Source organism: Paenibacillus hemerocallicola (assembly GCF_006265175.1).
In the GTDB taxonomy this organism is placed as follows: domain Bacteria; phylum Bacillota; class Bacilli; order Paenibacillales; family NBRC-103111; genus Paenibacillus_AB; species Paenibacillus_AB hemerocallicola.
The window spans coordinates 54662-79684 of record NZ_VDCQ01000023.1; the positions used below are offsets into that span (position 1 = coordinate 54662).

At 56.5% G+C, this 25023-nt stretch carries 18 protein-coding genes; 17 read left to right on the top strand and 1 reads right to left on the bottom strand.

What is annotated here, in order from left to right; all coding sequences use genetic code 11:
• Window positions 1-182: 182 nt before the first annotated feature.
• The 16 genes from FE784_RS17460 to FE784_RS17535 all read left to right on the top strand — a co-directional run bounded on the left by FE784_RS17460 (window position 183) and on the right by FE784_RS17535 (window position 22870).
• Window positions 183-992: a metallophosphoesterase gene (locus FE784_RS17460; RefSeq protein ID WP_139603513.1), complete on the top strand. Its 810-nt coding sequence runs from the start codon at window positions 183-185 to the stop codon at window positions 990-992.
• An 84-nt stretch (window positions 993-1076) separates the two neighbouring features.
• Complete coding sequence (locus FE784_RS17465) at window positions 1077-1475, top strand: DUF2203 domain-containing protein (protein ID WP_139603514.1); 399 nt, start codon at window positions 1077-1079, stop codon at window positions 1473-1475.
• A gap of 38 nt (window positions 1476-1513) precedes the next feature.
• Window positions 1514-3148 (top strand): copper resistance CopC/CopD family protein, encoded by a 1635-nt coding sequence (locus FE784_RS17470; RefSeq protein WP_176706302.1) that lies wholly within the window; start codon window positions 1514-1516, stop codon window positions 3146-3148.
• A gap of 172 nt (window positions 3149-3320) precedes the next feature.
• Complete coding sequence (locus tag FE784_RS17475; RefSeq protein ID WP_139603516.1) at window positions 3321-4127, top strand: sensor histidine kinase; 807 nt, start codon at window positions 3321-3323, stop codon at window positions 4125-4127.
• Window positions 4124-4801, top strand: coding sequence for a response regulator (locus tag FE784_RS17480; RefSeq protein WP_139603517.1), 678 nt, complete (start codon window positions 4124-4126; stop codon window positions 4799-4801). Before FE784_RS17475 ends, FE784_RS17480 begins: the two co-directional genes overlap by 4 nt.
• A gap of 82 nt (window positions 4802-4883) precedes the next feature.
• Window positions 4884-5504, top strand: coding sequence for a YcnI family copper-binding membrane protein (locus FE784_RS17485; RefSeq protein WP_139603518.1), 621 nt, complete (start codon window positions 4884-4886; stop codon window positions 5502-5504).
• Window positions 5505-5786: 282 nt separating this feature from the next.
• A complete protein-coding gene (locus FE784_RS17490; protein ID WP_139603519.1) occupies window positions 5787-7169 on the top strand; it encodes an ABC transporter substrate-binding protein in 1383 nt (460 codons plus the stop codon).
• A 188-nt stretch (window positions 7170-7357) separates the two neighbouring features.
• Window positions 7358-9697, top strand: coding sequence for an AraC family transcriptional regulator (locus FE784_RS17495; RefSeq protein ID WP_176706303.1), 2340 nt, complete (start codon window positions 7358-7360; stop codon window positions 9695-9697).
• Window positions 9698-9935: 238 nt separating this feature from the next.
• On the top strand, window positions 9936-11525 hold the full coding sequence (locus FE784_RS17500) for a type 2 periplasmic-binding domain-containing protein (protein WP_176706304.1): 1590 nt from the start codon (window positions 9936-9938) through the stop codon (window positions 11523-11525).
• 83 nt (window positions 11526-11608) lie between these two features.
• Complete coding sequence (locus FE784_RS17505; protein WP_246132074.1) at window positions 11609-12571, top strand: ABC transporter permease; 963 nt, start codon at window positions 11609-11611, stop codon at window positions 12569-12571.
• Window positions 12565-13470 carry a carbohydrate ABC transporter permease gene (locus FE784_RS17510; protein WP_139603522.1) on the top strand — a complete coding sequence of 302 codons (906 nt, stop codon included), beginning with the start codon at window positions 12565-12567 and terminating at the stop codon, window positions 13468-13470. Before FE784_RS17505 ends, FE784_RS17510 begins: the two co-directional genes overlap by 7 nt.
• Before the next feature lie 18 nt (window positions 13471-13488).
• Complete coding sequence (locus FE784_RS17515; protein WP_139603523.1) at window positions 13489-17925, top strand: X2-like carbohydrate binding domain-containing protein; 4437 nt, start codon at window positions 13489-13491, stop codon at window positions 17923-17925.
• An 87-nt stretch (window positions 17926-18012) separates the two neighbouring features.
• Window positions 18013-19605, top strand: a complete 1593-nt coding sequence (locus FE784_RS17520) for an amidohydrolase family protein (RefSeq protein ID WP_139603524.1) — start codon at window positions 18013-18015, stop codon at window positions 19603-19605.
• Between the two features lie 59 nt (window positions 19606-19664).
• A complete protein-coding gene (locus FE784_RS17525) occupies window positions 19665-20516 on the top strand; it encodes a helix-turn-helix domain-containing protein (RefSeq protein WP_176706305.1) in 852 nt (283 codons plus the stop codon).
• Window positions 20517-21368 carry an amidohydrolase family protein gene (locus FE784_RS17530; RefSeq protein WP_139603526.1) on the top strand — a complete coding sequence of 284 codons (852 nt, stop codon included), beginning with the start codon at window positions 20517-20519 and terminating at the stop codon, window positions 21366-21368.
• Between the two features lie 194 nt (window positions 21369-21562).
• Window positions 21563-22870 (top strand): WD40 repeat domain-containing protein, encoded by a 1308-nt coding sequence (locus tag FE784_RS17535; RefSeq protein ID WP_176706306.1) that lies wholly within the window; start codon window positions 21563-21565, stop codon window positions 22868-22870.
• A 3-nt stretch (window positions 22871-22873) separates the two neighbouring features.
• Here the strand turns inward: FE784_RS17535 and FE784_RS17540 are convergent, their stop codons facing one another.
• Window positions 22874-23662: an AraC family transcriptional regulator gene (locus tag FE784_RS17540; protein WP_139603528.1), complete on the bottom strand. Its 789-nt coding sequence runs from the start codon at window positions 23660-23662 to the stop codon at window positions 22874-22876.
• 181 nt (window positions 23663-23843) lie between these two features.
• Between FE784_RS17540 and FE784_RS17545 the strand changes: the two genes are divergently transcribed.
• The gene (locus FE784_RS17545) at window positions 23844-25022 is read left to right on the top strand and encodes an MFS transporter (protein WP_139603561.1); all 1179 of its coding nucleotides are present in this window, start codon (window positions 23844-23846) and stop codon (window positions 25020-25022) included.
• The last annotated feature ends 1 nt before the right edge of the window (window position 25023 follow it).

Genomic DNA, 25023 nt, shown 5'->3' on the forward strand with positions numbered 1-25023 from the left:
TCGGAACTATGCATTATTTTCCTATTTTTGTCGTCAATACCAGTCGTTTGATGGTAGAATAGCAGTATTGGGAGAGGGGTGATCATCACCAAGCGATGTTGAGATAGCCGACATATTGTTGAGGCGGGAATCGGCTATCCGGACGGAAGAAATCGGATTTTACAGACCGGAAGGGGAATGACATGATATTTGTAGGAGTAATGTTCGCCGTAGTAGCGGCTGTCATCTATTTGTTTTATGAAACGGTTTATGCCGAAGTGACGGAAACGAGAGTGGAATCCGAGCACGTAAACGGCGAGTTGAAAATCGTGCAAATTTCCGATTTGCATGGGCGGACCCGGTTCTGGACCGGCACGGTCGGCGAAATCGTCGATTCGCTGAAGCCGGACATCGTATGCGTGACCGGGGACTTGTTCAACCGGCTGGAGCAGTTGCCCGAGGTCGTGAAGGAGCTGTCGCGTCTCGATTGCGAGTATTTGTTTTTCGTCCCCGGCAATCATGAGTGGGAAGAGCGTTCCGGCTTCAGGCGCCGCAGATTTACGGAGGAGGAGCACATCCGCGTGCTGCGGGATATCGGCGTACGCAAGATGAGGGTGCTCGCCAACGAAGGCGAGTTGATCGAAGTGAAGCGGTCCAACGTTTATGTATACGGTTTCGACAATTCGAAGTACGGTCGGGAGCATCACACGCTTCCGAATGAAAATATCGACGGAGCGTTCCGGCTTACACTCGCCCATTCTCCCGGCATAGCGCGTTGGATGGACAAACGTTCCATCGGCTACGATTTGCTGCTGGCGGGGCATACCCATGGCGGACAAATCCGATTTTTCGGCAAAGCGATCGGACGTTACGGACGCCACCATACGGGACTGAAGGAAATGGCGCCCAAGCGGTACATGTATATCAATCGGGGCCTCGGGACGATTCACCTCCCGTTCCGCATAGGCTGTCGACCGGAGATCGCTCTCATCCGGGTCGTCGGCGCGAGATAGTGTCCGCATTTCCGGCAGCGGACCGGGAAGTTGGAATCGCTACTTTCGTTCTGGTACAATCGAGAGAAGAGGAGGCGACATGGGATGGAGAAAAAATGGTTCACGTTGGAGGAAGCGAATGCGCTGCTCCCGAAAATTCGCGAAGAAATCGACGAACTGCAATCGATCAAGCGGGAATTCGAGAAACGTTACCTGCGCCTGAAGCTACTGAAGGAGCGGGCGGGGAAACCGCGTCCGGAGGAGCCGGATCCGTTTTTTACGCTGGAAAGCGAGCTGGAGTTTATGCAAATCGAAGCTCGCACGCTCGTCCAAAGCATTCATATGAAGGGCGCTCAGCTGAAAGACCTCGACATGGGGCTGGTCGACTTTCCGTCGTTGCGAGACGGCGAAGAGGTGCTGCTGTGCTGGCGGCTCGGGGAAGAATCGATCGCCTATTGGCACGGGCTGAGCGAAGGGTTTATCGGAAGAAAGCTGATCGATTAGTGCAACCGGTTGTATGAATGAGGGGAACGAACTTACACATGGACAAGATGGTTAGATGGATCGTTTCGACCGCGCTTGTGCTCGTCTGCGCGTTCGTTTTGGTTGCCCCGAATACGGCATCCGCGCATGCGGTGCTGACGAAGGCGGTGCCGGAGGCGAACAGCCAGATGAACGCGGCGCCTGAGCGAATCGAATTGACGTTCAACGAGCGGCTGGAGTCGGAGCTCCACTATATTAAAGTATACGATGAAATCGGCAGAGTCATATCCGACCGGAAAGCGACGATGTCGAGCGATCAGAAGGTTATGACGCTCGAGCTGCCGAAGCTGGGCAACGGGCGTTTTACGGTGACGTACCACGTCATTTCCGCGGACGGGCATCCGGTCGAAGGGACGTATGTGCTGTCGATCGGCCCCGGCTCCGAGGGCGGCCTGGTCGCCGATTCTTCGTCGCTGCACAGCGGGCATCAGCTGTCGGCGGATATGAGCGTATACGATATTTTGAAATATATATCCCGGATCGCCTATTATTTCGGACTGTTGGCCGTTGTGGGCTGGGTGCTCTGGGGAGCTTTCGCCGGTTTGCAGCGTTCCTCCATCGGGGAGCATTACCGGAACGGGCTGCTTGGCGTTCAGCGCACCCACTTTTTGGCATTGATCGCTTTTGTCTATTTCCACTACCAGGATTTGCTCGGCGATCAAGGCTTGGGAGAGCTGGTCGGGCTGTTCACCGGCACGTGGGTCGGCCGTTCCTGGCTGGCTGCGTTCGTTCTGGCGCTGATCGGCTTTGCGCTGCTGGGCCGCTCGAAAGCGGGCGACTTCATCTGGATCGGTTTGCTGCTGCTCGCGAAAAGCGTAAACGGGCACGCGATGGGACACGATCCGCAATGGATTACCGTGCCGCTCGACTTTATCCATTTGCTCGGGGCGGCCGTATGGGTAGGCGGTCTGCTGCTGATCGTGCCGCTGTGGAAGAAGAATCGGACTTGGATAGACGGATTTTTGCCGAGGTTTTCCAATGCGGCGCTAGTCTCGATCATCGCGCTCGTGTTGTCGGGTACGGCGATGACGCTTATTTATTTGCCCGGTCTCAACTATTTATTGTATTCCCAATGGGGCAAGCTGCTTATTGCCAAAGTCGTATTCGTCGTCATCGTGATTTTGCTCGGGCTGGGCGTCCGGCTGGCGATGAGAAAGCGCAAGGAGAACGACGTGCGCGACATGGTGCGGATGGACTTCGCCGCCATGGGCATTATCGTCGTGCTCGTCGGGCTGCTTACCTTCATCAGCCCGGTTCCGCCGAATGAGCCGATGTATTGGCACGTGATGGGCGAGAAGGTGCATATGACCGTGCAAGTGACCCCGAAGGTGCCGGGAGACAATCAATTCCGGGTCGACGTCTGGCTGCCGAAGGAGCTCGGCGAGCCGAAGCGGGTGCAGCTGAGGCTGCAGGATTTGGACAAGCCGGATATCGCGCCGATCGACGTTCCGCTGACGGAGCATAAGAACGATACTCAGGATGCGGCCTTTACCGCCGACGAGACGTTCGGGCAATTCAGCTACAAATCCGACGGTCCGTTCATACCGTTCCCCGGGAAGTGGAAGCTCGAATTCCGCGTCCTAGACAAAAACGACGACGAGACGGTGTACACCGAGGAGACGCGAGTGTATTAGGTAACGGCGGGACGGGGCGCCGGTTCAACGAAAACGAAGCATTCCTTTTTACCGCGAGAGCCGACGAAGACGGGCTCCCTGCCGGATACGCGAACGACGCGCTCCGGCAAGGGAGCTTTTTTTGGAGAGAGGGTTGCTTCACTTTAGGGGGAACAAACGAGGAGGTGTCGTGATGTCGCTCCGGCGATATAAGCTGCTTACCATTCTTCTGCCGGCGGTCGTGATCGGCGGCTTCGAGCTAATCCGGCATGAGCTGCTGCTCCATTATTTGTCGATGGAAGTCGGGAATTTCTATATCATCATTTTGACGCTGCTGCTGTCGTACTGGTTCTCGACGTGGATGTTCCGCAAAATTCAGAGCATGAACCAGACGATCGCCGAGGAGCAGTCGCGGACCGCCGTTTACGAGGAGCGCGAACGGCTGGCTCGCGAACTGCACGACAATATCGCGCAAATGCTGTTTTTCCTGAACGTCCAGCTGAAGCAGGGGAAGACGGAGGAGGCGCGGTCGGTCGTATCGGAAATCGATCATCATCTGCGCCAGGCGATTTTCAACTTGCGATCGCTGCCGGAGGACGGCGTATCGTTTCCCGAACGGTTGGATCGCTGGCTGCGCGAATGGAGCGTCATCTCCGGCGTCGAGGTGGAGCGGCGGGGAGAGTGGGCGGACGGAATATTCGATTCGTCCGAAGAGGTCCAGCTGTTCGCCATCGTGCAGGAAGCGTTCACGAACATTCGCAAGCATTCGCAGGCGGACCGCGCCGTGCTGGACTGGGAATGCGGGGCGGCGGGAGATTGGGCGCTCACCGTCAGAGACAACGGCACGGGCATCCGGCCTCCTGCTACGGGCGCGAGCAAATACGGCATTTCCATGATGCGGAAGCGCGCCGCCGAGCTTGGGGCGGTACTGCATGTACGTCCGATCGAGGACGGCGGAACGGAACTCAGAATCGAAGGCCGAAAGGAAGGAAAACCATGACGCCGTATCGCGTATTGATAGCCGACGACCATCCGCTCGCCCGCAAAGCGATTCGCAGCTTGCTGGATGAGGATGCGCTGTTCGAGACGATCGGGGAAGCGTCGCGCGGCGAGGAGGCCGTCGCTTTATGCGGCAATCTGCAGCCGGATCTCGTGCTGATGGACATCAACATGCCGGACATTAGCGGGCTCGAGGCGACCCGGCGCATCAAGCAGCTGCACCCCCATATTCGCATCGTCATGCTTACCGTATCCGACCATGTGGCGGATTTGTTCACCGCGATCCAATTCGGGGCCCAAGGCTATTTGCTTAAAAATATGGATCCCGACGACTGGATGCACTATTTGCGCGCGCTGCTCGACGACAATTCGGCCGTGTCCCGGCAAATGGCGGACAAGCTGTTCCAGCATTTCCGCGGCGGCGGTACCGGAGCGTCTCCCTCCGAGCCGGATTCCAGCGTGCTTACGCCCCGTGAACGGGAGCTGATCGCCTGCGTGGCCGCCGGGGATACGAACCGGCAAATCGCCGAGCGTCTCGTGATCGCCGAGAACACGGTGAAAAATCATATCAAAAATATTTTGGACAAGCTGAATTTGGAAAACCGGGTCCAGCTGACCGCTTACGCCGTAAGGCAAGGCTTGACACATATCGGTCAAAAACGCGGGGAAAAATAGCCCGGTCGAGTCATTCTCACAGCCCGGCTTTTTCGTTACAGTGATACGTGGAGACAAACTCGACAAAAGGGGCTGAACCGAAATGAGAAAAACAGGAACGCTGCTCGCCGTCTGCCTGATCGCGATGATGATGTTCGCAGGCATCGCGAGTGCTCACGTAACCGTGCTTCCGAACGAATCGACGCAAGGCAAATACGAAGTATTTACGCTGCGCGTGCCGACGGAGAAAGAAATCGCCACCGTGAAGGTGGAAGTGAAATTCCCGGCAGGCGTAACCGTATCGCGCTTCGAGCCGAAATTCGGCTGGAAATACGACGTAACGAAGGACGGCTCGGGGAAAATTACGAGCGTTGTCTGGACGGCGACGGGCGAAGGCTTCGGCGCGACGGAGTTCGGCGAATTCAAAATGTCCGGCAAAGTGGAAAATGACGCCAAGGATTTGTCGTGGAAATCTTACCAAACGTACAAGGACGGCAGCGTGGTCGAATGGGTAGGCGCGGAAGGCTCAGACAAACCGGCCTCGGTGACGAAAATAAAAGCGGCGCCGAAGGGCGCGGATTCGCACGGTCACGATACCGGCGCGGCAGCGCCGGCCGACGACTCCCATACCGGCGAGTCCAAGACGCCGCTCTATCTCTCGATCGCGGCTGTCGTATTGGGCGCGTTGGCGTTGATCGTGTCGCTGCTGAAGAAAGCGAAGTAAGAGCATAAGGTCGGCATAGGCAGGAAACGTCTTTCGGAAGCGAATGCTTCCGGGGGACGTTTCTTTTGTTTTGACGCCAAAAACCAATCACGAATAAACCGGTTGTCGTTTCTTGGTCAACAAGCAGAAAAGGCTCCTATTCGGCTCATAAAATTACGTGCAAGGAGTCAATAGCACATAAGAATTTGGAGCTGACGTCCTGTAACATATAAAGTATCGCGACAATGGAAATGTAAGCGCATTTATAAGGAGCGATATGAGGATAAAGGGAGATGAGGTCGAATGGGTTTCATCAGGAAATGTTCGGGGGAAGGCGGGATGAAGACGTTTCTGGCGCTCGCTATTGTCGCCTTGCTGGCTGCCTGCACCGGCAATGGCGGCGAGAAGCAAGAAGCCGGCAGCGACGGAAAAAAAGAAGGGGAACCGTCGCTGCCGGCAGGGACTGCCGCGAAATCGGAGCCGGTTATGCTGACGTTTTTCGAGCCTTCCACCGGCCAATCGCGGGAATTGTTCATGGAACAGTATGGAAACGCGATCGAGAAGAAGTTTCCGCATGTGAATACGAATTTTGTTCATATTACGCCAAAAGACGGGGGCGGATATATTCTGCTGCCGGACTTATTGGCCTCCGGAACGCATATCGATGTCGTCTTCTCTTCCATCGGGGCGATCCACAGCCGATTCATCGATTACCAGCTGCAATCGGACATTACCGATCTGATTACGAAATACAAGTACGACTTATCCCGTCTCGATGATACGGCAGTCGGGCTTATGAGGGAGATCGCGGGCGGCGGCATATATGGCCTCCCGGTTACGAATAATCCCGGTGTGCTCGTCTACAACCGGGACTTGTTCGACAAGTTCGGGGTGCCGTATCCGAGGGACGGGATGACTTGGGATGAGACCTACGATATCGCCAAGAAGATGACCAGAACGGATGGCGGCGTGAACTACCGCGGCTTCGTCACATCTTTCAGCCATATCGCTCTAATGAACCAGCTGTCGGCCAATTTCGTCGATCGCGCTACGTTCAAGCCGCTATTGTCCACGGATGACAAATGGAAAAAGCATGCGGACAACCTGGTCCGGTTTTTCCAGATCCCGGGCAACGAGGTGAAAGGCACGAATCTTGCGCAGATGAACAAATGGTTCATTGAGGAGCGGATTGCCGCAATGTATGCGACACAGGTATGGTTGTCGCCGTCCGATCCGCTCAACCTGGTGAACTGGGATTTGGCGAGCTTGCCCGAGTACGGCGATTTGCGAGGCATCGGTTCGCAGCCGTACCCGACATACTTCAACATTACGAACATGGCCAAGGGCACGGCCCGGGATACCGCCTTCCAGGTCATTGCCTGGCTGACCAGCGACGAATATCAATTGGCGAAATCGAAAGAAGGCGTGCTGCCGATGGTCAAAAGCCCGGAAATTCGCACCGCGTTCGGCTCGAACATGCCTTTTCTGAAAGGGCGAAACGTCAAGGCGCTGATGCCGGCCAAGCCGGCCGCAGCCAGTGTATGGACGAAGTATACGCCGGTCGCGAACGCAGCTATGCTGGAGCAGTTGGATAAAGTGCTTCAGGGGCAGATCGATGTGAACGCGGCGATGAGACAGGCGGCGGAAGCCGTCGAGAAGAAGGTTGCCGAAGACAAGGCCAAGTAAGTCGCCGCTGCGTAATATCGTTGCGTAATCCCACGTACCTCTACCTGCATGCAGGTTGCGCCGATACGGAAGAAGGCGACCGACAAGGCGAATTGCTGCCTTGCGGTCGCCTTCTCAAATAAATGGAATGCGTTATAATAAGAGATACACTTACTTCTATTTCGGTATGGAAACGGATGAAGCAGCCTATGAAATGGCTCCGCATGTACACCGGCAAAAAATACTGGTTTAAGATGCTCATTTCGATCGCTCTGCTGTCGATTGTCGTAGTAGTCCTTTCCTCGACGGCGTTATTTTACAAATCGCGGAATACGCTGCTGAATATGCAGCATGAGTCCAACCGGAAGATGCTGGAGCAGGTCAGCTACAACGTCGATTTCACCGATCGGATGCTGACGAATCTGATTACTTCGACTTACTTCGATGCGCGTACCGCCTATCTGCTCGAAACGGCGCAGCCGGAGGAGTTCAAGCTGTATGCCAGCATCATGTCGTTCGAGAAGCTGCAGAGCTCGGTCCCGCTGCTGCAGTCGATTACCGTCTACAATTCCCGCAACGGCTGCTATTATTACTATTCCGAAGCGAAGGTGCTCAACTGCAGGGACGATGGCGTGGACGGCAAGCTGGACCGTTACTTGATGGGGGCGGACAGCGTGCCCAAGCTGCAGTTGGTGCCGATTTATTATGGCGAATCCGATCGCCGGATCAGCCATTTTTCGTTTTTTATGTACAGCAACGCAGCAGGTACGTTATTCGGCTCGGGCAGCAGCGCGCTCATCTTCAATATTAAACCGGAATGGCTGTTCGCCAACGTGTCCGAGATCAACCGGTTGACCGAGTATTCGGACAGTCATCTGCTCATTATCGACGGCAGCGGCAACATCGTGAACGACTTGTCCGGGAGCGGTTCATGGAACAGGCTGCGGGATCGGATCGAAGCGAGGAGGCAGAGCGACGGGGGCTCGCGTTCATTTATCGACAATAGCGACGGCCTTTCCAGTCTTGTTACCTATGTGCCCTCGCCAAACAACGACTGGACGATCGTCAGCGTTCAGCCCTACGATGCGGTATTTCAAGTAATCCGCGAAATGAAGGCGTTTGCAATGGTAGCGGTAGCGGTCGTTCTGCTGCTCACCGCCGCAAGCTCGGCGCTGCTCGCATCGCGGCTGTACAATCCGGTATCCGGCATTCTTCGCCTGATCCGCAAAGATCCCGAGCTGGACGGAACGCCTGTGTCCGGCAATCGCGACGAGTTCGGCGTCATCTCGACGGTATTGGAGCGGACGATGAGCGAGATGCGATCGCTCAAGCAGAAGCAGGATTCGCAAAGCGGCATTTTGCGCGGATATTACGTTCGTCAGCTGCTGCTCGACAGTCCCCACGTCTCGCCCCTCGATGCGGCCGACAAGCTGAACGTCGGTGCCGAACGCGGTCTAAGTTATGCGATTTGCATGTTCAAGCTGGATGACTACGCCGATTTTTTGCGGGACAACAGTCCGGAAGACCGGCGTCTGTATACGTTCTCCATCGGCAATATTATGCAGGAGATCGTCTCGAAGTCGATGTCCGGCGATGTGATCGATGCGGGAGGAGATCATTTCGTAGCACTTCTGTACGGTGATCGTGCGGACGACGATCTCGACGCGCAAATTAGCCGACTGTCCACGGATGTGCAGGAAACGGTAATGAGGTACTACAAGCTTTCCCTTACGGCCGTATACGGCGATCCCGTGTCGGATTGCCGGCAAATTTCCCGGCTGTACAAGACCGTGGAAGATTATGCGAAGTACAGATTCGTCTACGGCAAACAATCGGTCATCACACCGGCGCTTCTTCGCCTGAGCGAAGAGAAGGAGTCGGACGGCGTTCCTCCCGAGCCGGAGAAGAGCTGGATCGCCGCGATTCGGGCACAGGACGGGAACGATGGCGACAGCGCTAGATGCTTAACGGAGCTGTTCGAATATATCGCCCGATGCCGATACGATCAAATGATCAATGCCTTGCTTGCTTTGGCGGCAAGCGCCACTCACGCGAAACGCTCGGCTTCGGGCGATGCGGATTCGACCGATTTGCGCTCGGTATACAAGCTTATTCTCGAGAAGGAGACGCTCGGGGAAGTGTACGAATTGTTTATTTCGCTGTTTCACACAAGCGCTCCATACGACTCGCATGGGACCACGGACGGCACGAAGCGGCAATTGCTTATCGGTACGATCAAGCATATCGTGGAAGCGCGATATACGGACCCGTCCTTATGTCTGCAAAGCATCGCCGACATGGTGAATTTGTCTTCTTCCTACGTAGGCAAGCAGTTCCGGGACGAGGAGGCGATGTCCGTCGCCAAATATATTACCGCGGTCCGGATGAAGCACGCCGCGCATCTGCTCGAACGGACGGATTCGAGCATCAATACGGTGATGGAGAAGGTCGGCATCGTCAATCAAAGCTATTTTTTCAAGCTGTTCAAGCAGCAGTTCAGCCTTACCCCGAACGAGTACAAGATGCAATACACCGGCAAAAACGAATAGGCGCGCAATCGGGTCGCTCGCGGCGCGAAAGCGCGTCTATTCGCTTTTGCCGGCCGCATTCCTCGGTCTATGCGGGTAGTACAGTCCGATTTTACAGTTGCAAAAGCTTATTTTTGCACTCCGATTCCGTTTTTTGCAGTTTTCCCGTTCGCTAGCCCGGATTATGATGTAAGCGTATTCGACACATCATCCGTTCGATAACGGAGAAACAGATTGAAAGGGAGGTTGAATGTTCGGCATGAGAAAACAAAGAGCGGCATGGTTAACGGCCTTAACGGCCGTAGCGCTTCTCGCCGGCGGTTGTACGAAGGCGGATAAATCCGGAATCGGGGAAGGAAACGGCACGGAACCGGCGCTTGAGCTATCCTGGTTCATTGACGGCGATGCGGGAAGCTTGTTGCCGGATAAGCCGGAGGATGACTTCGTCAAGAAAGCGATCGAGCAGAAGTTCAATGTCCGTCTGAAAGTTCAGAGCTATCCGGCGGGCGCCGATTACGACAACAAGCTGACGGTGGCACTGGCCAGCGGGAACAGTCCGGATCTGTTCATCGCGAGCGGGATTCTTTCGCAGAAGCTGGTTCAGGACGGACTGATCGCGAAGATGGCTCCGTTCGTATCCAAGGCGACGATGCCAAACTATTACAAGTTTTGGAACACGAACGAGTCGGAGATGAAATCTTATCAAGTGGAAGGAGATTTCTACCGCGCTCCTCTGCCGTATAAGAAAACGTTAGAGCTGGCGTACTACATCCGCAAAGATTGGCTCGACAAGTTCTCGCTGCCGGTGCCGAAAACGTATGACGAAATGCTGGAGGCGATGCGCAAGTTCAGCTACGACGATCCGGACGGCAACGGCAAGAAGGATACGTATGGCTTTACGACGAACGGCAATGGAAAGTCGCTGGCGCTGGCATTTCCGCAATGGCGGAAAAATGGTCTCTATGCAGGCTATTTCGTCGAAAACGACCAGTTTTTCGATACCCAGACCGATCCCCGCGTGGCCAAGGTCGTAGACGATACGCTGCAGATGATCAAAGACGGCCTGGTGGATCCGGATTGGTTCTTGAACAAGGCGGAGCAAGTGACGGATAAAGCGGTGCAGGGCAGAGTGGGCATTGTATACAGCGCGGACGTGAACTTTGCGCTGGACAGCAGCCCGAACAGCGTGCAAAACAAGACGAAGGCGTTAAATCCGAAAGCCGATTGGGTGCCGTTCAATCCGTACCCGGATAAGCCGTTCTGGACCGAGAACGAAGCGGGATATCCGTTCCTGTTCAGCAAGAGGACGGCGGAGCAAAATCCGGCGAAAATCCGCAAAACGGTGGAAATCCTCGACTGGCTCGCCGGCGAGGAAGGTTTTCTGCTGACGCGCTACGGGCTGAACGGCAAGCATTATACGAAGGAAGGCTCCAAGCTGACGCTGAATAAGGAAGCCTACTTGAAAGAGATCGTCCAGAAGGGCAATTTCCTCTCGATATACGACTTCTTCTCCCCGCCGGCGCCGGAAACGTTCGGACTGGCCGTTTATGACCCGGACCAGACGCCGCGCGACCGGGAAATATTGTCCTTTATTCGCAGCGGCTTCAAATACGTGCCGAGCGTCGGCGCCAGCACGACCCCGCCTCCGGGCGTCAATCTTGGCGAGATGCGGACGAAAATGTCGGAATATCATGCGAGGATGCTGTTCGAGGACAAATCGAGCTCCAATTGGCCGAAATACCGCGAGGAGATCATGATCAAATACAAAGCGAAGGACATTTTCGAAGCGTACGCCAGCCAGATCGGCGAAGCGCGCGGAAAGAAAATAACATTTAACGCCGGCAATTGAACCGGCTTGCCGGACATCGGGCAACCGGCTCCCGTTGCGGGGACGGGTGCCTCCGACAGCACCTACATAAAGGAGCTCGGCTCATGCACAACAAGACGAAGTTGACGATGAACAACCTTAAGGCGGATGCGGACAGGCGTCCGTCGGCGATCTGGAAGAGCGTCGCGCGCAGCCGTTGGTTTTACGCGATGATGCTGCCCGGGGTGCTGTATTATGTAGTCTTCTGTTATTTGCCGATGGGCGGGCTGCTGGTCGCCTTCAAAGACTACAACTTGTTCAAAGGCATATGGGAAAGTCCGTGGGCGGGGTTCGACCATTTCCGGACGGTGTTCCAATCGCCGGATTTTCCGGTCATTTTCCGCAATACGCTGATCATCAGCGTCTACCGCATTTTGTTCAATATGGTTCCGGACGTCGCGCTGGCGCTTATGTTCAACGAGATCCGCCTCGTCTGGTTCAAACGTCTCGTGCAGACGATTACATACGGACCGCATTTTTTGTCCTGGGTGATCGTGTACGGGCTTGTATTCGCTTTTTTCGCTCCCGGTTCCGGGTTCGTCACCACGTTTATTCGCGATACGTGGGGGTTCAGTCCGAACGTGCTGACCGAGCCCGGGCTGTTCCGTCCGTTATTGCTCGTAAGCGACTTGTGGAAAAATACGGGATTCGGCGCGATCATTTATTTGGCCGCCATGGCAAGCATCAATCCCGAGCTGTATGAAGCCGCCGAAGCGGACGGCGCTGGGAGATGGCGGAAGATGTGGCATATTACGCTGCCGGGCATCCGTTCGGTGTTCGTGCTGCTGCTCATTCTCCGGCTCGGCCATATTCTCGACGCGGGCTTCGAGCAAGTATACATTTTCTTGAATTCGCGCGTTTATGGAGTCGGAGATATTATCGACACGTGGGTGTTCCGGAGGGGATTGGAGCAGCTCGACTACAGCGTTGCGGCCGCTACCGGGTTTTTCAAATCCGCAATCGGCTTCGTGCTGGTGCTCGGCGCCAACCGGTTGGCCAAAAAGCTTGGAGGTGACGGCATATGGTAACGAAAAGGAGGACGGGGCCGATTGCGAAGTCGAATGCCGACCGGATGGTCGACGCCGTCTTCTATGCGTTCCTTTCCTTGTTTGCCCTAAGCACGCTGTTCCCGCTTTATTATGTAATCGTCATGTCGATTACGCCCTATACGGAAGTGATGCGAAGCGGGGGCTTCGTCATGTTCCCGCGGCAGGTGACGTTCGATGCATATAAAGAGATTTTCTCGAGCGGACGCATTCCGCAGGCGTTGAAAATTACGGTTACGGTTACGTTCGTCGGAACGGCTCTCAATCTGTTCGCGACTTCGCTGCTCGCTTATGCGCTGTCCAAGAAGACGGTTCCGGGCCGGAGCGCGCTGCTTCTCGGAATCGTATTCACGATGCTGTTCAGCGGAGGGATGATTCCGACCTATTTGGTCGTACGCGCGGTAGGACTGGTGGACACGATTTGGGCGCTCATCCTGCCCGGGCTCGTATCGACGTTCAACATGCTGATCATGAAAACCTACTTCGAAGGATTGCCGCATGAAATCGAGGAGGCGGCCAAGGTGGACGGCTGCGGCGACCTGCGCACGCTATTCCGGATCGTGCTGCCGTTATCGACGCCGATTTTCGCCACGATGGGACTGTTTTACGGCGTCGGGCATTGGAACGCTTATTTTGCCGGCATTATGTATTTGAACGATAAAAGACTTTACCCGCTCCAGGTCGTGCTGCAGAACATGATCCGTTCCCCGGACGTCAGCCAGGAGCTGGAAATCCGCAACCCGATGCTGGTCGCCCAGCTTCCTCCCGAGACCATCAAGATGGCGACGGTCGTCGTAGCGATACTGCCGATTTTGCTCGTCTACCCGTTTCTGCAAAAGTACTTTATCAAAGGTATGCTGATCGGAGCGATCAAAGGGTAGCCAAGAGGAGGAATTCGCGTGCTGGGACGGACAGGTTGGATTCGAAAAGGTCCTTTAGGCGCCATGCCGGCGATGGCAGCGCTGCTTGTCATTTGTTTATTGTTCGGGTGCTTCCCTGTGTATGCTTCGGCTGCCGGGGAGGAAAATTTGGTGAAAAATCCGGGCTTCGAGAACGGAAGCGCCGGTCCGGGCGATTGGTCCCGCGGCGCCGCCGGTACTTGGGAGTGGGACGGCACCGTCAGCCGCAGCGGTTCCCGTTCGGCGAAGCTTACGACACAGGGAAGTACGGACATCGCTTTCTTCTCCCAGCAGTATATTCCGGTTCAGGCGGGACGCTTGTACGAGCTCGGCAGCTACTACAAGCCGCAAAACGTAACCGGTCGCGCCTTTATTTTGCTGGCCTGGTATTCGGCGCCGAACGCTTCCGGATTTATTTCGCAAAAGCTGTTGGACGTGGACCGCTCCGTTGCGGATTGGTCGAAGGCGGTCATGCAGGAATATGCCCCCGCCAACGCCGCGTACGCTCATGTCGCCGTTCATATGCGCGGCGGAGCGGGCACGATCTTGTATGACGACGTGTCGCTGCATCGGGTCATTCGCCAATCCGCGATCGATCCGACCGAGGCCGTCTTCGACAAGAACGTCCAGCGCCGTGAGGATATCGCCGTACAGGTGACGGCCAACGGCAACAGCTTGGAAGCCATTCGCTTCGGAAGCGATGTTTTGCAGCCGGCCACCGATTATGAGACGGCTAACGGACGGGTCGTGCTGAAGAAGGAGTACTTGTCGCAATTGCCCGATGAGATGGCGGCGCTGTCGTTTTCGTTTAACGAAGCGGGAGATCGGCAGTTGAAGCTGACGGTTATCGATTCGACCTATTTGAGCATCCCGTCCTTGCAATATTACAAGCATGTTCCGACACCGCAGCCCGTGACGGTGACGTTGTCCGCGTACGCTCCCCTGTTGACCGGACTGCGGCTCGACGGCAATCCGCTTACGGAGGGAGAGGCTTACTCCGTATCGGGGTCGGGCAAGGAGGTCGCCTTCAAGGAAACGTATTTGACCGCGTTGACGCCGCAAACGTACGTTGTACGCTTCGAATTCGCGAACGGCTTCGCCGCATCCATGACCGTAACGGTGCGGGAAATACGGAACAGCAAAACCCGCAGCACGATCTATACGCCGGATAAGGTGCAGGCTGCCAGAAGCAACGCGGCGACTTACGGCTGGGCGGGCGGATTGCGCGACGCCGCAGTAGCCAGAGCCGAAGCTTATTTCCAGTCGCCCGGCTATGCGGCCGAAGGATACGATTTCTTATGGAAGACGATCCCTCCGCAGACGCTCCCCCGCAGCTATGCGGTCAACGAGAAGATGGGCAGCCCGGTTACCGGAAAGGATATCGATCGGTTCGGAGCGTATCCGTATCGGGGCGACCCGATCAATCAGCCATGGAAAATCGTCGATCCGAGCAGCGGATACACGTTCCCGACGAACGATTTCGGCGCCTATTACAAGAGCGGCTTGGATGACGGCGGCATTTTCCGGCCCGAACTGGCCGACCGCAGCCTGCTGGTCAATACGCTGTATCCCGAGAAAGGGCCTCTCTGGGGTGTCGACGACGGCTTCGGCTGGGTGGACGCCGGCGGGAACCGGTACACATTTATCGCTTATTATGTTCACCGGTTCGTCTGGTACGGGGAAGGGAACGCCTTTGTCGTCGATGCGCTGCGGTCGATGAGAGACGCGTATTTGTATACGGGCGAAGCGAAATACGCGCGGGCCGGTCTCGTCCTGCTCGACCGCATTGCCGACGTGTACCCGAGCCTGGACACCTCGGTATATAAAGTCGATTACCTCCATAACGGCGCGGAAGGGAAAGGGAAGGCGGTCGGCGCCATTTGGGAAACGTTCCTGACCAAAGAAATGCTCCGTGCCTACGACGCCTTCTTCCCGGCGCGGAACGATCCGCAACTGGTCATCTATTTGCAGCAAAAAGCGGCCGAGCACGGTCTCGACAATCCGAAAAACAACGGGGCGGCCATTGCGCTGAACATTGAGGACGGCATCGTGCGCCAAACGTATCCGGGGGTCCGATCCGGAACCGTTCTCGGGAATACCGGCATGCATCAAAGCGCGCTGGCGATGGCGGCCGTCGTGCTCGACACGCTTCCGGAGACGAAGGAATGGCTGGATTTTACGTTTAAAGCCGGGGGAGCGCTGTACAATCCGGCCCGCGTAACGGGCGGCAATGTTCTCCCTTCTCTCGTGAACCGGGTCGATCGCGACGGCCATGCCGACGAGGCTTCGCCGGAATACAACTCGTATTGGCTGGACCAGTATCGTACGACGGCGGATATTTTGCAGGGCTACGATCTGTATCCGGGGGCCGATTTATACGAAAATGCCAAATTCAAAACGATGTTCGGCAGCCATCTCCCGCTCGTGCTTAGCGATCGGTACATGCCGACGATCGGGGATTCGGGCCGAACGGGAAATCCGGCGGTTTGGCTGAACATCGAGCATTTCGTCAAAGCGTTCAAGGCGTTCGGCGATCCGGAATTCGCGCAGGCCGCTTATTTCCTGAACGGAAACAGCACCGCGGGCATCCATGAGGATATTTTCTCGACCGATCCGGAAAGCGTGTCGACGGAAATCGCCGCCGCGATCGCAACGCACGGAACGTTGAATCCCGACAGCACGAACTTGACGGGCTACGGCTTCACGGCGCTCCGCGACGGCGTCGGGACGGAGCAGACGCTGCGCGATTTGTGGATGTATTACGGGAGGACGATATACCATGGCCATCGGGATACGCTGAATATCGGGCTTCACGCGTTCGGTCTCGACTTGTCGCCCGATCTAGGTTATCCGGAGTTTACGGACAGCAAGGATATGCACCGTTTCCAATGGGTGCGCAATACGGTCAGCCACAACACGGTCGTCGTGGACCGTTCCCAGCAGCAGCCCCAATGGGTGTCGACACCGCTGCATTTCGACGATGGAGATCGGGTGAAGCTGATCGATGTGAGGGCTTCGGACGTTTATCCGCAAACGGAAACGTACCGGCGCACCACAGCCACAATCAAGGTAGACGACGAACATTCTTATTCGGTCGACCTGTTCCGCATAAAGGGCGGGAACGACCATCATTTCAGCTTTCACGGCGCGGAAGGGCCCGTAACCGCGGAAGGACTGAGTCTTGCCGCCCAGCCGACCGGAACTTATGCGGGACCGAACGTAGCTTATGGACAGCGGGTGGATAGCGTGGACGGAACGGGTTATATGGGCAGCGGCTTCCACTACCTGAAACGGGTGGAGCGGGACGAGGCGCCGGCCGGCAAGTTCAGCGTCGAGTGGAGCGTATACGATACGTGGAACGTGTACGGGCAAGGCGCGGGCGCTCCCACGGATGTCCGCCTGCGGCTGACGATGCTGGGACAATACGACGACGTCGCGCTCGCGGACGGCGTGCCGCCGCAGAACAAGCCGGGCAACCCGGAAACCCTTCGGTATTTGATCGCACACCGGAACGGGCAAAATCTCGATTCCTTATTCGCCTCCGTCATCGAGCCTTACAAGGGAACGCGCTACATCCAGTCGATTTCTCCGGCGCAAGTAAAGGCGAACGGCGTCCTTGCGACGGGCACCGAGGTTGCAGCCGTCAAGGTGACGCTGACGAACGGGCGAACCGACTATATCGTGAACGCCTTGAATCCGGGTATCGAGTATACGGTGGACGACAAATTGACGTTCCGGGGCTTTTTCGGCGTACTGTCCGAACGCGAAGGCGAACCGGAGTACGGCTATATGCACGGCGGGACTCTTCTGCGGGCGAGTCATGAGGCGCTGATTCAAAGCGACAGAGCATACGTGGAAGGCGAAGTCGCCGACTTCACCAAGCCGCTTTCCTTCGAGAACGAAATTGCCGTTGAAGTCGATGAGCCGATTCGGGAGGGGGAGCTTCAGGAGCGGGCGCACATTTATGTCGAGAATGACGGGGCGCGCAACGCCGTATACGAAATTAAGCAAGTCCGTCCGGGGGAGGGCGGCGTATATGCGTTGTCGATCGGGGACAAGACGCTTATCCGGCAATACGCGAACGATGCGGAACTGTCGTCCGGTTATGTCTACGATATAGCCGAAGGAGCTTCGTTCCGCATACCGCTGACCGCAACGTGGATTTCCCCGGCCCTTCTGCTGGATGGAATGCGGGAGCGTATCGGGAACGAGGCGTCGTCCGGACATATGTCCGGCGTGTTCGCGGACCAATTGCTGTACAGATTGAATGTGATCGGGCTTCTGGCCGGTCAGGGCGCTTCGGCGACGGCGATCGCTTACATGCGCGATTTCTTGGCGTATATCGGGGACCCGTCGGTACGGCTGCAAGGGTTGATCTCGGGTGCGGCTGCAGCGGCGCTCGAAGCGGCGGCGGATATGTATATCTCAAAGCCATGAGAGTACCGAGTGCAACCTCAACACAAGCTGTCTGAAGCTGCAAGGCAATCCCATTAGGAAAGAACCGAACATGGAGGCGGAGATACGATGACGGTAGAAAGACTGCAATTTTTCGATTCCAATGCGAATGTCGGCAAAATCGGCTACAAGCATCGTTTGCAAATGTGGCGGACGGAAGATCTATTGGCTGAAATGGACCGGAACGGGATCGCCGGAGCGCTCGTCTACCACGGAATGGCGAAATCCCATTCCCCGGTGTACGGCAACGGTCGGCTGGCAGAGGAGCTTAGCAAAAGCCCGAGACTGTTCGGATGTTTGGCGGCGCTTCCCGATCAGTTGGGAGATTTTCCGTCCCCGTCGGCTTTCATCGCCGAGATGAAGCGGGGCGGGTTCCGCGCGGTGAAGCTGTTCCCGAAAAGCCATCAGTACGATCCCGACCGACGGACGATCGGGAAGCTGCTGGACGCGTTGGAGCGGGAACGTATTCCGCTGTTGGTGGATGCTTCGGAAGCATCGTTGTCCGCAATTGCCGGCATGGCAGGCAACAATCCCGATCTGGCGATCGTGCTGCAAGGGCTCGGTTGGAGTCAGGAACGGCGATTGTTCCCGCTGCTGCAGGAGCATGCGAACGTGCGGATCGAATTTTCCGCCCTGCAGAGCAATGCGATTATCGAAGCCGCTTACGAACGGTTCGGCGCCGAACGACTGTTGTTCGGCAGCGGGATGCCGTTCAAAAGCCCCGGCGCGGCAAGGGCGCTGATCGACTACGCGCGCATACCCGACGAAGCGAAGCGGCGCATTGCCGGCGGCAATCTGGCCGAATTGCTCGGCGTGAGTCCGCCGGAAGCCGCGATACCGGATCAAGATGAAGTAACGGCGCACGCTTCGCGCGGTCTACCCATTCCGATCCCCGTATACGATTCGCACACGCATCTGATCGAGGACGGAGGAGGGACGGGAAGCGGCTTCCCGATGCTGCAGGGAGATATCGATTCGATGATTGCGCTTTACCGGACGATCGGGATCCGCAAAATGTCCATTGCGCCTTGGGCCGGAATCAACGGAGGCGATTCGGAAGCCGGCAATGAGATCGCGGAGAAGGCGATACTCAAGTACCCTTCCGAAGTGGAAGGATATGTCGTCATTGATCCGAACTATACCGACGACGTCGAGCGGGAAGCGCGGAAATGGCATGTCGAGAAAGGGTTTAAAGGAATGAAGCCTTACTTCTACTTGTCCAGAATCCCTTATACCGATCCGATATACGAGCCTTGGTGGAAAATAGGCGATGCAAAGCGGTTATACGCCTTGGTCGATCCCGCGGGGCAGAGCGACGGCGCCTATATCGCGCAAATCGAAGAGCTGGCGGAGCGGTATCCGAACGTGGCGATTTTTATGGACCATGCCGCCAGAAGCTTTGAAATTGCCGAGTTATATGCGAAAGCGGCCAAAAAACATACCAATATATATTTGCAATTGACCTATACGACGGTTCCGCTCGGTTCGATCGAATATTTGGTCCGCGAGGTGGGGGCGGGGAAAGTTTTATTCGGTACGGATTCTCCGATGAGAGATCCCCGCCCGCAGGTCGGTTGGTTAGCCTATGCCCATTTGTCGCTCGAAGACAAGAAGGCGGTTTTCGGCGGGAATATGAAGCGAATCTGGGATCGTACGGTCTGATCGCGATCTAACTCGATCGATCCGGCCGCAGCGCCCGAACAATGAGGGGTGACCGATTCATGCATTCACCCGCAGTGATCAAAAGCTTCTATTATCGAAACGATTGCCGGACTACGCATTATTTGCACGAGCATGACGGCTTCGAAATTTATTACGTGCATACGGGAAGCTGCTGCTATTATATCGGCGCGGAATTGTACGATCTGGAGCCGGGCGATCTGCTTATCAGCAACGGCAAGGCCATGCACGGAACGATGATGAGGAACCCTTGCACGCGAACGAATATCCAGTTTATCGATTCGAACATTCATACGATGCTGCCTTCTTCCCTTTCCGTGGATGTGATGGCTCCCTTCCGCAAGCTGAAAAACTGCAGGTGGAAGCTGGGGGGCGACCGAATGAAAGAAATCGAATCGATTTTTTCGAAGATGCTCGATTGCCGCCATCGTACGAATCCGGTATCCGTCAATCGCTTCCATAACGCCTTTGTGGACCTTTTGCTGCTGATTTGCGAGATCAGGGATGAGGCGCCGAGCGATCATGCCGAGCTATCCAAGGTGAAGGAATCCCATGTACGGCGAATTATTTCCTATATCGGAGACCATTACGGAGATGATTTGACGCTTGATCATCTGGCGGGATGGATCAACCTGAACAAGTATTACGTCGCCAAGCTGTTCAAAGAAACGATAGGAATGACCGTATTCGACTATATTCGAAAGCGGCGTGTTCTCGAAGCGAAACGGCTGCTCCTGTTCGATAAGCATAAATCGGTAACGGACATAGGCTTGGATGTCGGCTTCAAGCAGCTGTCGCATTTCTCCGCTTGCTTTAAACAGATTACGGGGCTATCGCCCGAGCAGTTCCGCAAGCGCGCGGTGGTCGGTATGTTTCCGAACGGAGGCTCCTGAATGATCATTGATGCACATAATCACCCTCATTACTTGGGTTATACCTGCAACGATATTTTACGGAACATGGAGCAATACGGAATCAGCCGAACCTGGCTGCTGTCGCTGGAAACGCCGGAATCCGAATATCATCCGAGCTACTATAAGCATGGCTGGCCGAATGAAAATGGCGCGATTCCGTTCACGGCCTGTCTGGAATGCGCCAGAGCGCACCCGGACAAATTCGTGCTCGGCTATGCGCCCGACCCCAGAATACCGACATCGATCAGCCGGCTGGAAGCCGCCATCGACTTGTACGGCGTACGCGTATGCGGAGAAATCATGCTGCGCATAACGTACGACAACCCGGATGCATTGCGTTTGTTCCAATTTTGCGGCAAGAAAGGACTTCCTGTCATCGTGGAGGTCAATTACGGCGTTGAGTCAAGCGGGCATGCGTGGCCCAATTATTGGTACGGCGGTGGAATCGATGCTTTGGAGCGTGCAATCCGCGCATGTTCCGAAACGCTATTTCTCGGGCATGGGCCGGGGTTTTGGGCGCATATTTCCGATGACGACCTGTATCGGACCGCGAGCTACCCGAAAGGGGATATCGTTCCGGGAGGCAAAGTGGTAAAGCTGATGCGGACCTATTCCAACCTGTATTGCGATTTGTCCGCAGGCTCGGGTCTGAATGCCTTGCAGCGCAACCGTTCATTTGCAAAGGAATTTTTGCTGGAATTTCAAGATCGATGTCTGTACGGGAGGGATATATACGACAATCGCCTTCAAATTTTTTTGAACGAATTGGGTCTTCCCGACGATTGCATGCGCAAAATTTACTCAGGCAACGCGCTGAAGCTGGTCCCTTAACATGTGAAGGATCGGTTAGCCTGCGACATTCGAATGGACGCCTTATGCGGCCAAGCCCCGAAGCCTCGAAGCGATTTAGGCTACGGGGCTTTTTCTCACCTCGTCAGCCACCCTCGCCGCGCATAATTTCACGATCCGCAGCGGAACATAAAAGCGCTGTGCTGGAAACATTTTCAGCAAATGGAGGTTATGGCATGAAGAGGAAACGAACGATTGGAAGGTGGACGATCCGTCTCGCGCTCGCTTCGTCGCTGCTTCTAGCGGGCATGACCGCCGCCGTCACGGGAGCGGCCGGTCCGGAGCAGCCGGGCGGCGGCAATCCGAATGGCGCTGGCGACGGCTCGACTAAAGCGGCTTTTATCCGCAACCAAAATTTGTGGGTCAAGTCGGGCGGGCAGGAGCGGCAGCTGACCGAGGGGGACAAGGCGCATAAACCGCTATGGTCGGCAGATGGCCAATGGATCGCCTACACCTCGGGCGACAATACGATCAAGCTGCATCATCCGGCTACGGGCCGCAATGTGGAAATCGGCACCGGAACGAACGCACAGTGGTCTCCGACCGCCGCTATGCTCGCCTTCCAGGACGGCGAGGTGCTTCAGGTGACGGATGCGGCCAAGGCGGAGTCCGAGAAGTTTCAAAATGCTTCGCTCGGCGTGGGCAATTATTCGTGGCTGCCCGACGGCAGCGGCTTTCTCGTCTCTACATTATCCCGTCTGCAGCCGGACGGGTGGTCGGACATATCGCTGTATGAAGTGCCGTTCGCCTATGGACAGGATCCGCAGAAGGGCAGGCTGATTACGAGCTTTCCGAGCATGACAAAATCGTTCTTCGCCGTAACGACCGGCGACTTCCAATGGTCCGCGGACCGGAAATGGGTCCGCTTTATCGCCAAGCCGACCGCCTCTTTATCGGCGGACAGCGACACGCTGTGCGTCATGTACTGGGGCAAGAAAAAAATAATGCCGGCGGGCGAAACGCTGAATCGCGACGACTGGGCGGTCTGGTCGCCGGAAGGGGACATGCTCGCCTATATCGGAGGCGGAGGCAGAGACGCGACGGCGAACAAGAAGCTGACCATGAAGCGGCCGCCGTTCCGCAAGCCGACTGTCTATACGCCGCAAGGCCTCGCAGACCGAGACCCGGCTTGGGTGGACGGCCGTACGATCATCGTATCGCGGGTGAAGGAGAGCTCCGGCGCGGGCGATACGCCGCCTCCACAGAGAACGCCGCCGTTTCTCGCAAGCGTATCCGTGCAGGATGAATCGTCGGCAGCCATTACGTCGCCGGAGGGAGCATTCGGCGATTACAGCCCCGCTTACATCCCCGCCTCGCGGCAGCTCACCTGGATCCGGACGGACGGAACGGCCGCATCGGCATGGATCGGCGGGGCGGACGGCTCCGGCGCCAGAGAATGGATCGGAGCGCTGGATCTCGCACCCGACTACTACGGCCAGCAATACTGGGACGATGTAATCGACCGGTACGGCGCTGCGGACTGACGCCTATTTCCGATACTGTTCCGGGCTCGTGCCTACGGCATTCATAAATGCGCGGTGGAGCTGGCTCGTGCTCGAGAACCCGAGCTCCAGGCTTATATCCGTCACCGACATGCGGGTCGTGCGAAGCTTGCGCTTTGCTTCCTCGATCCGGGTATGCAGCACGTACTGGTAAGGAGACATGCCGGTCGCCGATTTGAAGGAGCGGATAAAATGGTACCGGCTTTGCAAAGCCATGGCCGCCATCTCGTCTATGGTGAGCGGGGATCGGAAGTTGGCGTGAATATAGTCGATTACGCGTGAAAGATGAACGTCCGCGATGGCGGGCCTGCGCATCGGCCCGCCGCCGTCCGGCTGGAAGCTTCCTTTCAGCGCGCCGTGCAAGTAGCCGACGACCATCGCCTCGGTCTCCTGCAGGGACAGCTGGTCGGACGGATCGCGGGATAGAAGCAGACCGATCCAATCCCGGAAGCGGGATTGGATTTCTCTCGGATTCACATATTGCCGAAACGACAATTCCTCCTGCCGGACTTCTTCGGCCAGGCTGCCCGCCTGCAGCTGGATAATAATGACGCCCGCGTTGTCCCCGAGCCGGAAATGATGCTCCTCCCGGGGGTGCTGGACGACCGCGCAGCCTTCGCCCAGCCTGTACTCCCGGCGTTCATGAGTGAAATGGCACGTACCGTGAATCGGCACGGTGAGCTGGACTTGTCCTTCGTGAGAATGAGGGACGTTGCTAAACTCGTTCTCGATTCTCCACAGCTCCATTTTCGGAGTTTCTATGCGTATGTTCATGTTCGTTCACCTGATGCCAGTATAGCAAAAATTGCGCGTTTTCGGAGCAACAATCGCGGCGACGGCAATGCCTCTTTTCCCTACTATGGATACATAGAGAGAGGAGAGAGAAGCAGTGCAGCCGCAAACGCAATCACAATCGCCGCTGGAGAAAACGGCGCAACGAACCCGGACGTACTCGATGTACGCCCTTGTCGGTGTCAGCTTGGCGCATCTGTTCAACGATGCGATGCAGACGGTCATTCCGGCCGGCTTCCCGCTGTTCCAGCAGCAAATGAATTTGAGCTTCAGCCAGATCGGGTGGGTGGCGTTCGTGCTGAACGTCACGGCTTCCATCCTCCAGCCGCTTATCGGCTATTATACGGATAAAAGACCGATGCCTTCCCTTCTCCCGGCAGGGATGGTATTCTCGCTCATCGGCATGATCGGCCTCGCTTATTCGGCCAGCTTGACCGCATTGCTGCTGTCCGTGACGGCGGTCGGCATCGGTTCGTCCGTGCTTCATCCGGAATCTTCGCGCGTCGCCCATATGGCCGCGGGCAAAGGCAAAGGACTTGCCCAATCCGTCTTTCAGGTGGGAGGGAATACGGGGCAGGCGCTGGGGCCGCTTATGGTTGCCCTCATCCTCGCCCCGCAAGGTCAGCACGGTTTTTTGTGGTTTACGGTGCTCGCCTTGGCGGGCATCCTGATCCAATTCGGGGTCGGCCGCTGGTACGGCCCGAGAGTGATCGGAGAACGCGCAGGCCTAGCCGCGAAGGCGGGCGCTGCAAAACAATCGAACGCGGCCGGACAAGCCGATCGGAAGACGATCGTTTTCGTGATCGGGGTGCTTATCCTGCTGCTGTTCTCCAAATTCGTCTACTTGGCCGGGATGAACGGGTATTATTCGTTCTATTACATGGACCGGTTCGGGCTGCCGCTCGCCAAAGCGCAAATATGCTTATTCGTCCTGCAGTTTGCCGGTATGCTCGGAACGCTGCTGGGCGGACCGTTGGCCGATCGCATCGGCAGAAAACGCGTAATCTGGTTTTCCATCTTCGGGACGGCGCCTTTCGCTCTGCTGCTGCCTTATGCGGGACCTACCGCCTCGATGCTGCTGTGCATTCCGATCGGCCTCATTCTCATGTCCGGCTTCTCGGTCATTATCGTCTACGCCCAAGAGCTGCTCCCGGGCAAAGTCGGAACGGTAGCCGGCCTGTTCTTCGGCCTCTCGTTCGGCATGGGCGGCATCGGCTCCGTCGCGCTCGGCTGGCTGGCGGACGTGACGAGCGTGTCGGTTGTGATCCGGCTAAGCGCCTTCTTGCCCTTGCTCGGGGTCGTCGCGTTTCTGCTGCCGAAGGATCGGCGCAGCGGGGGCTAAC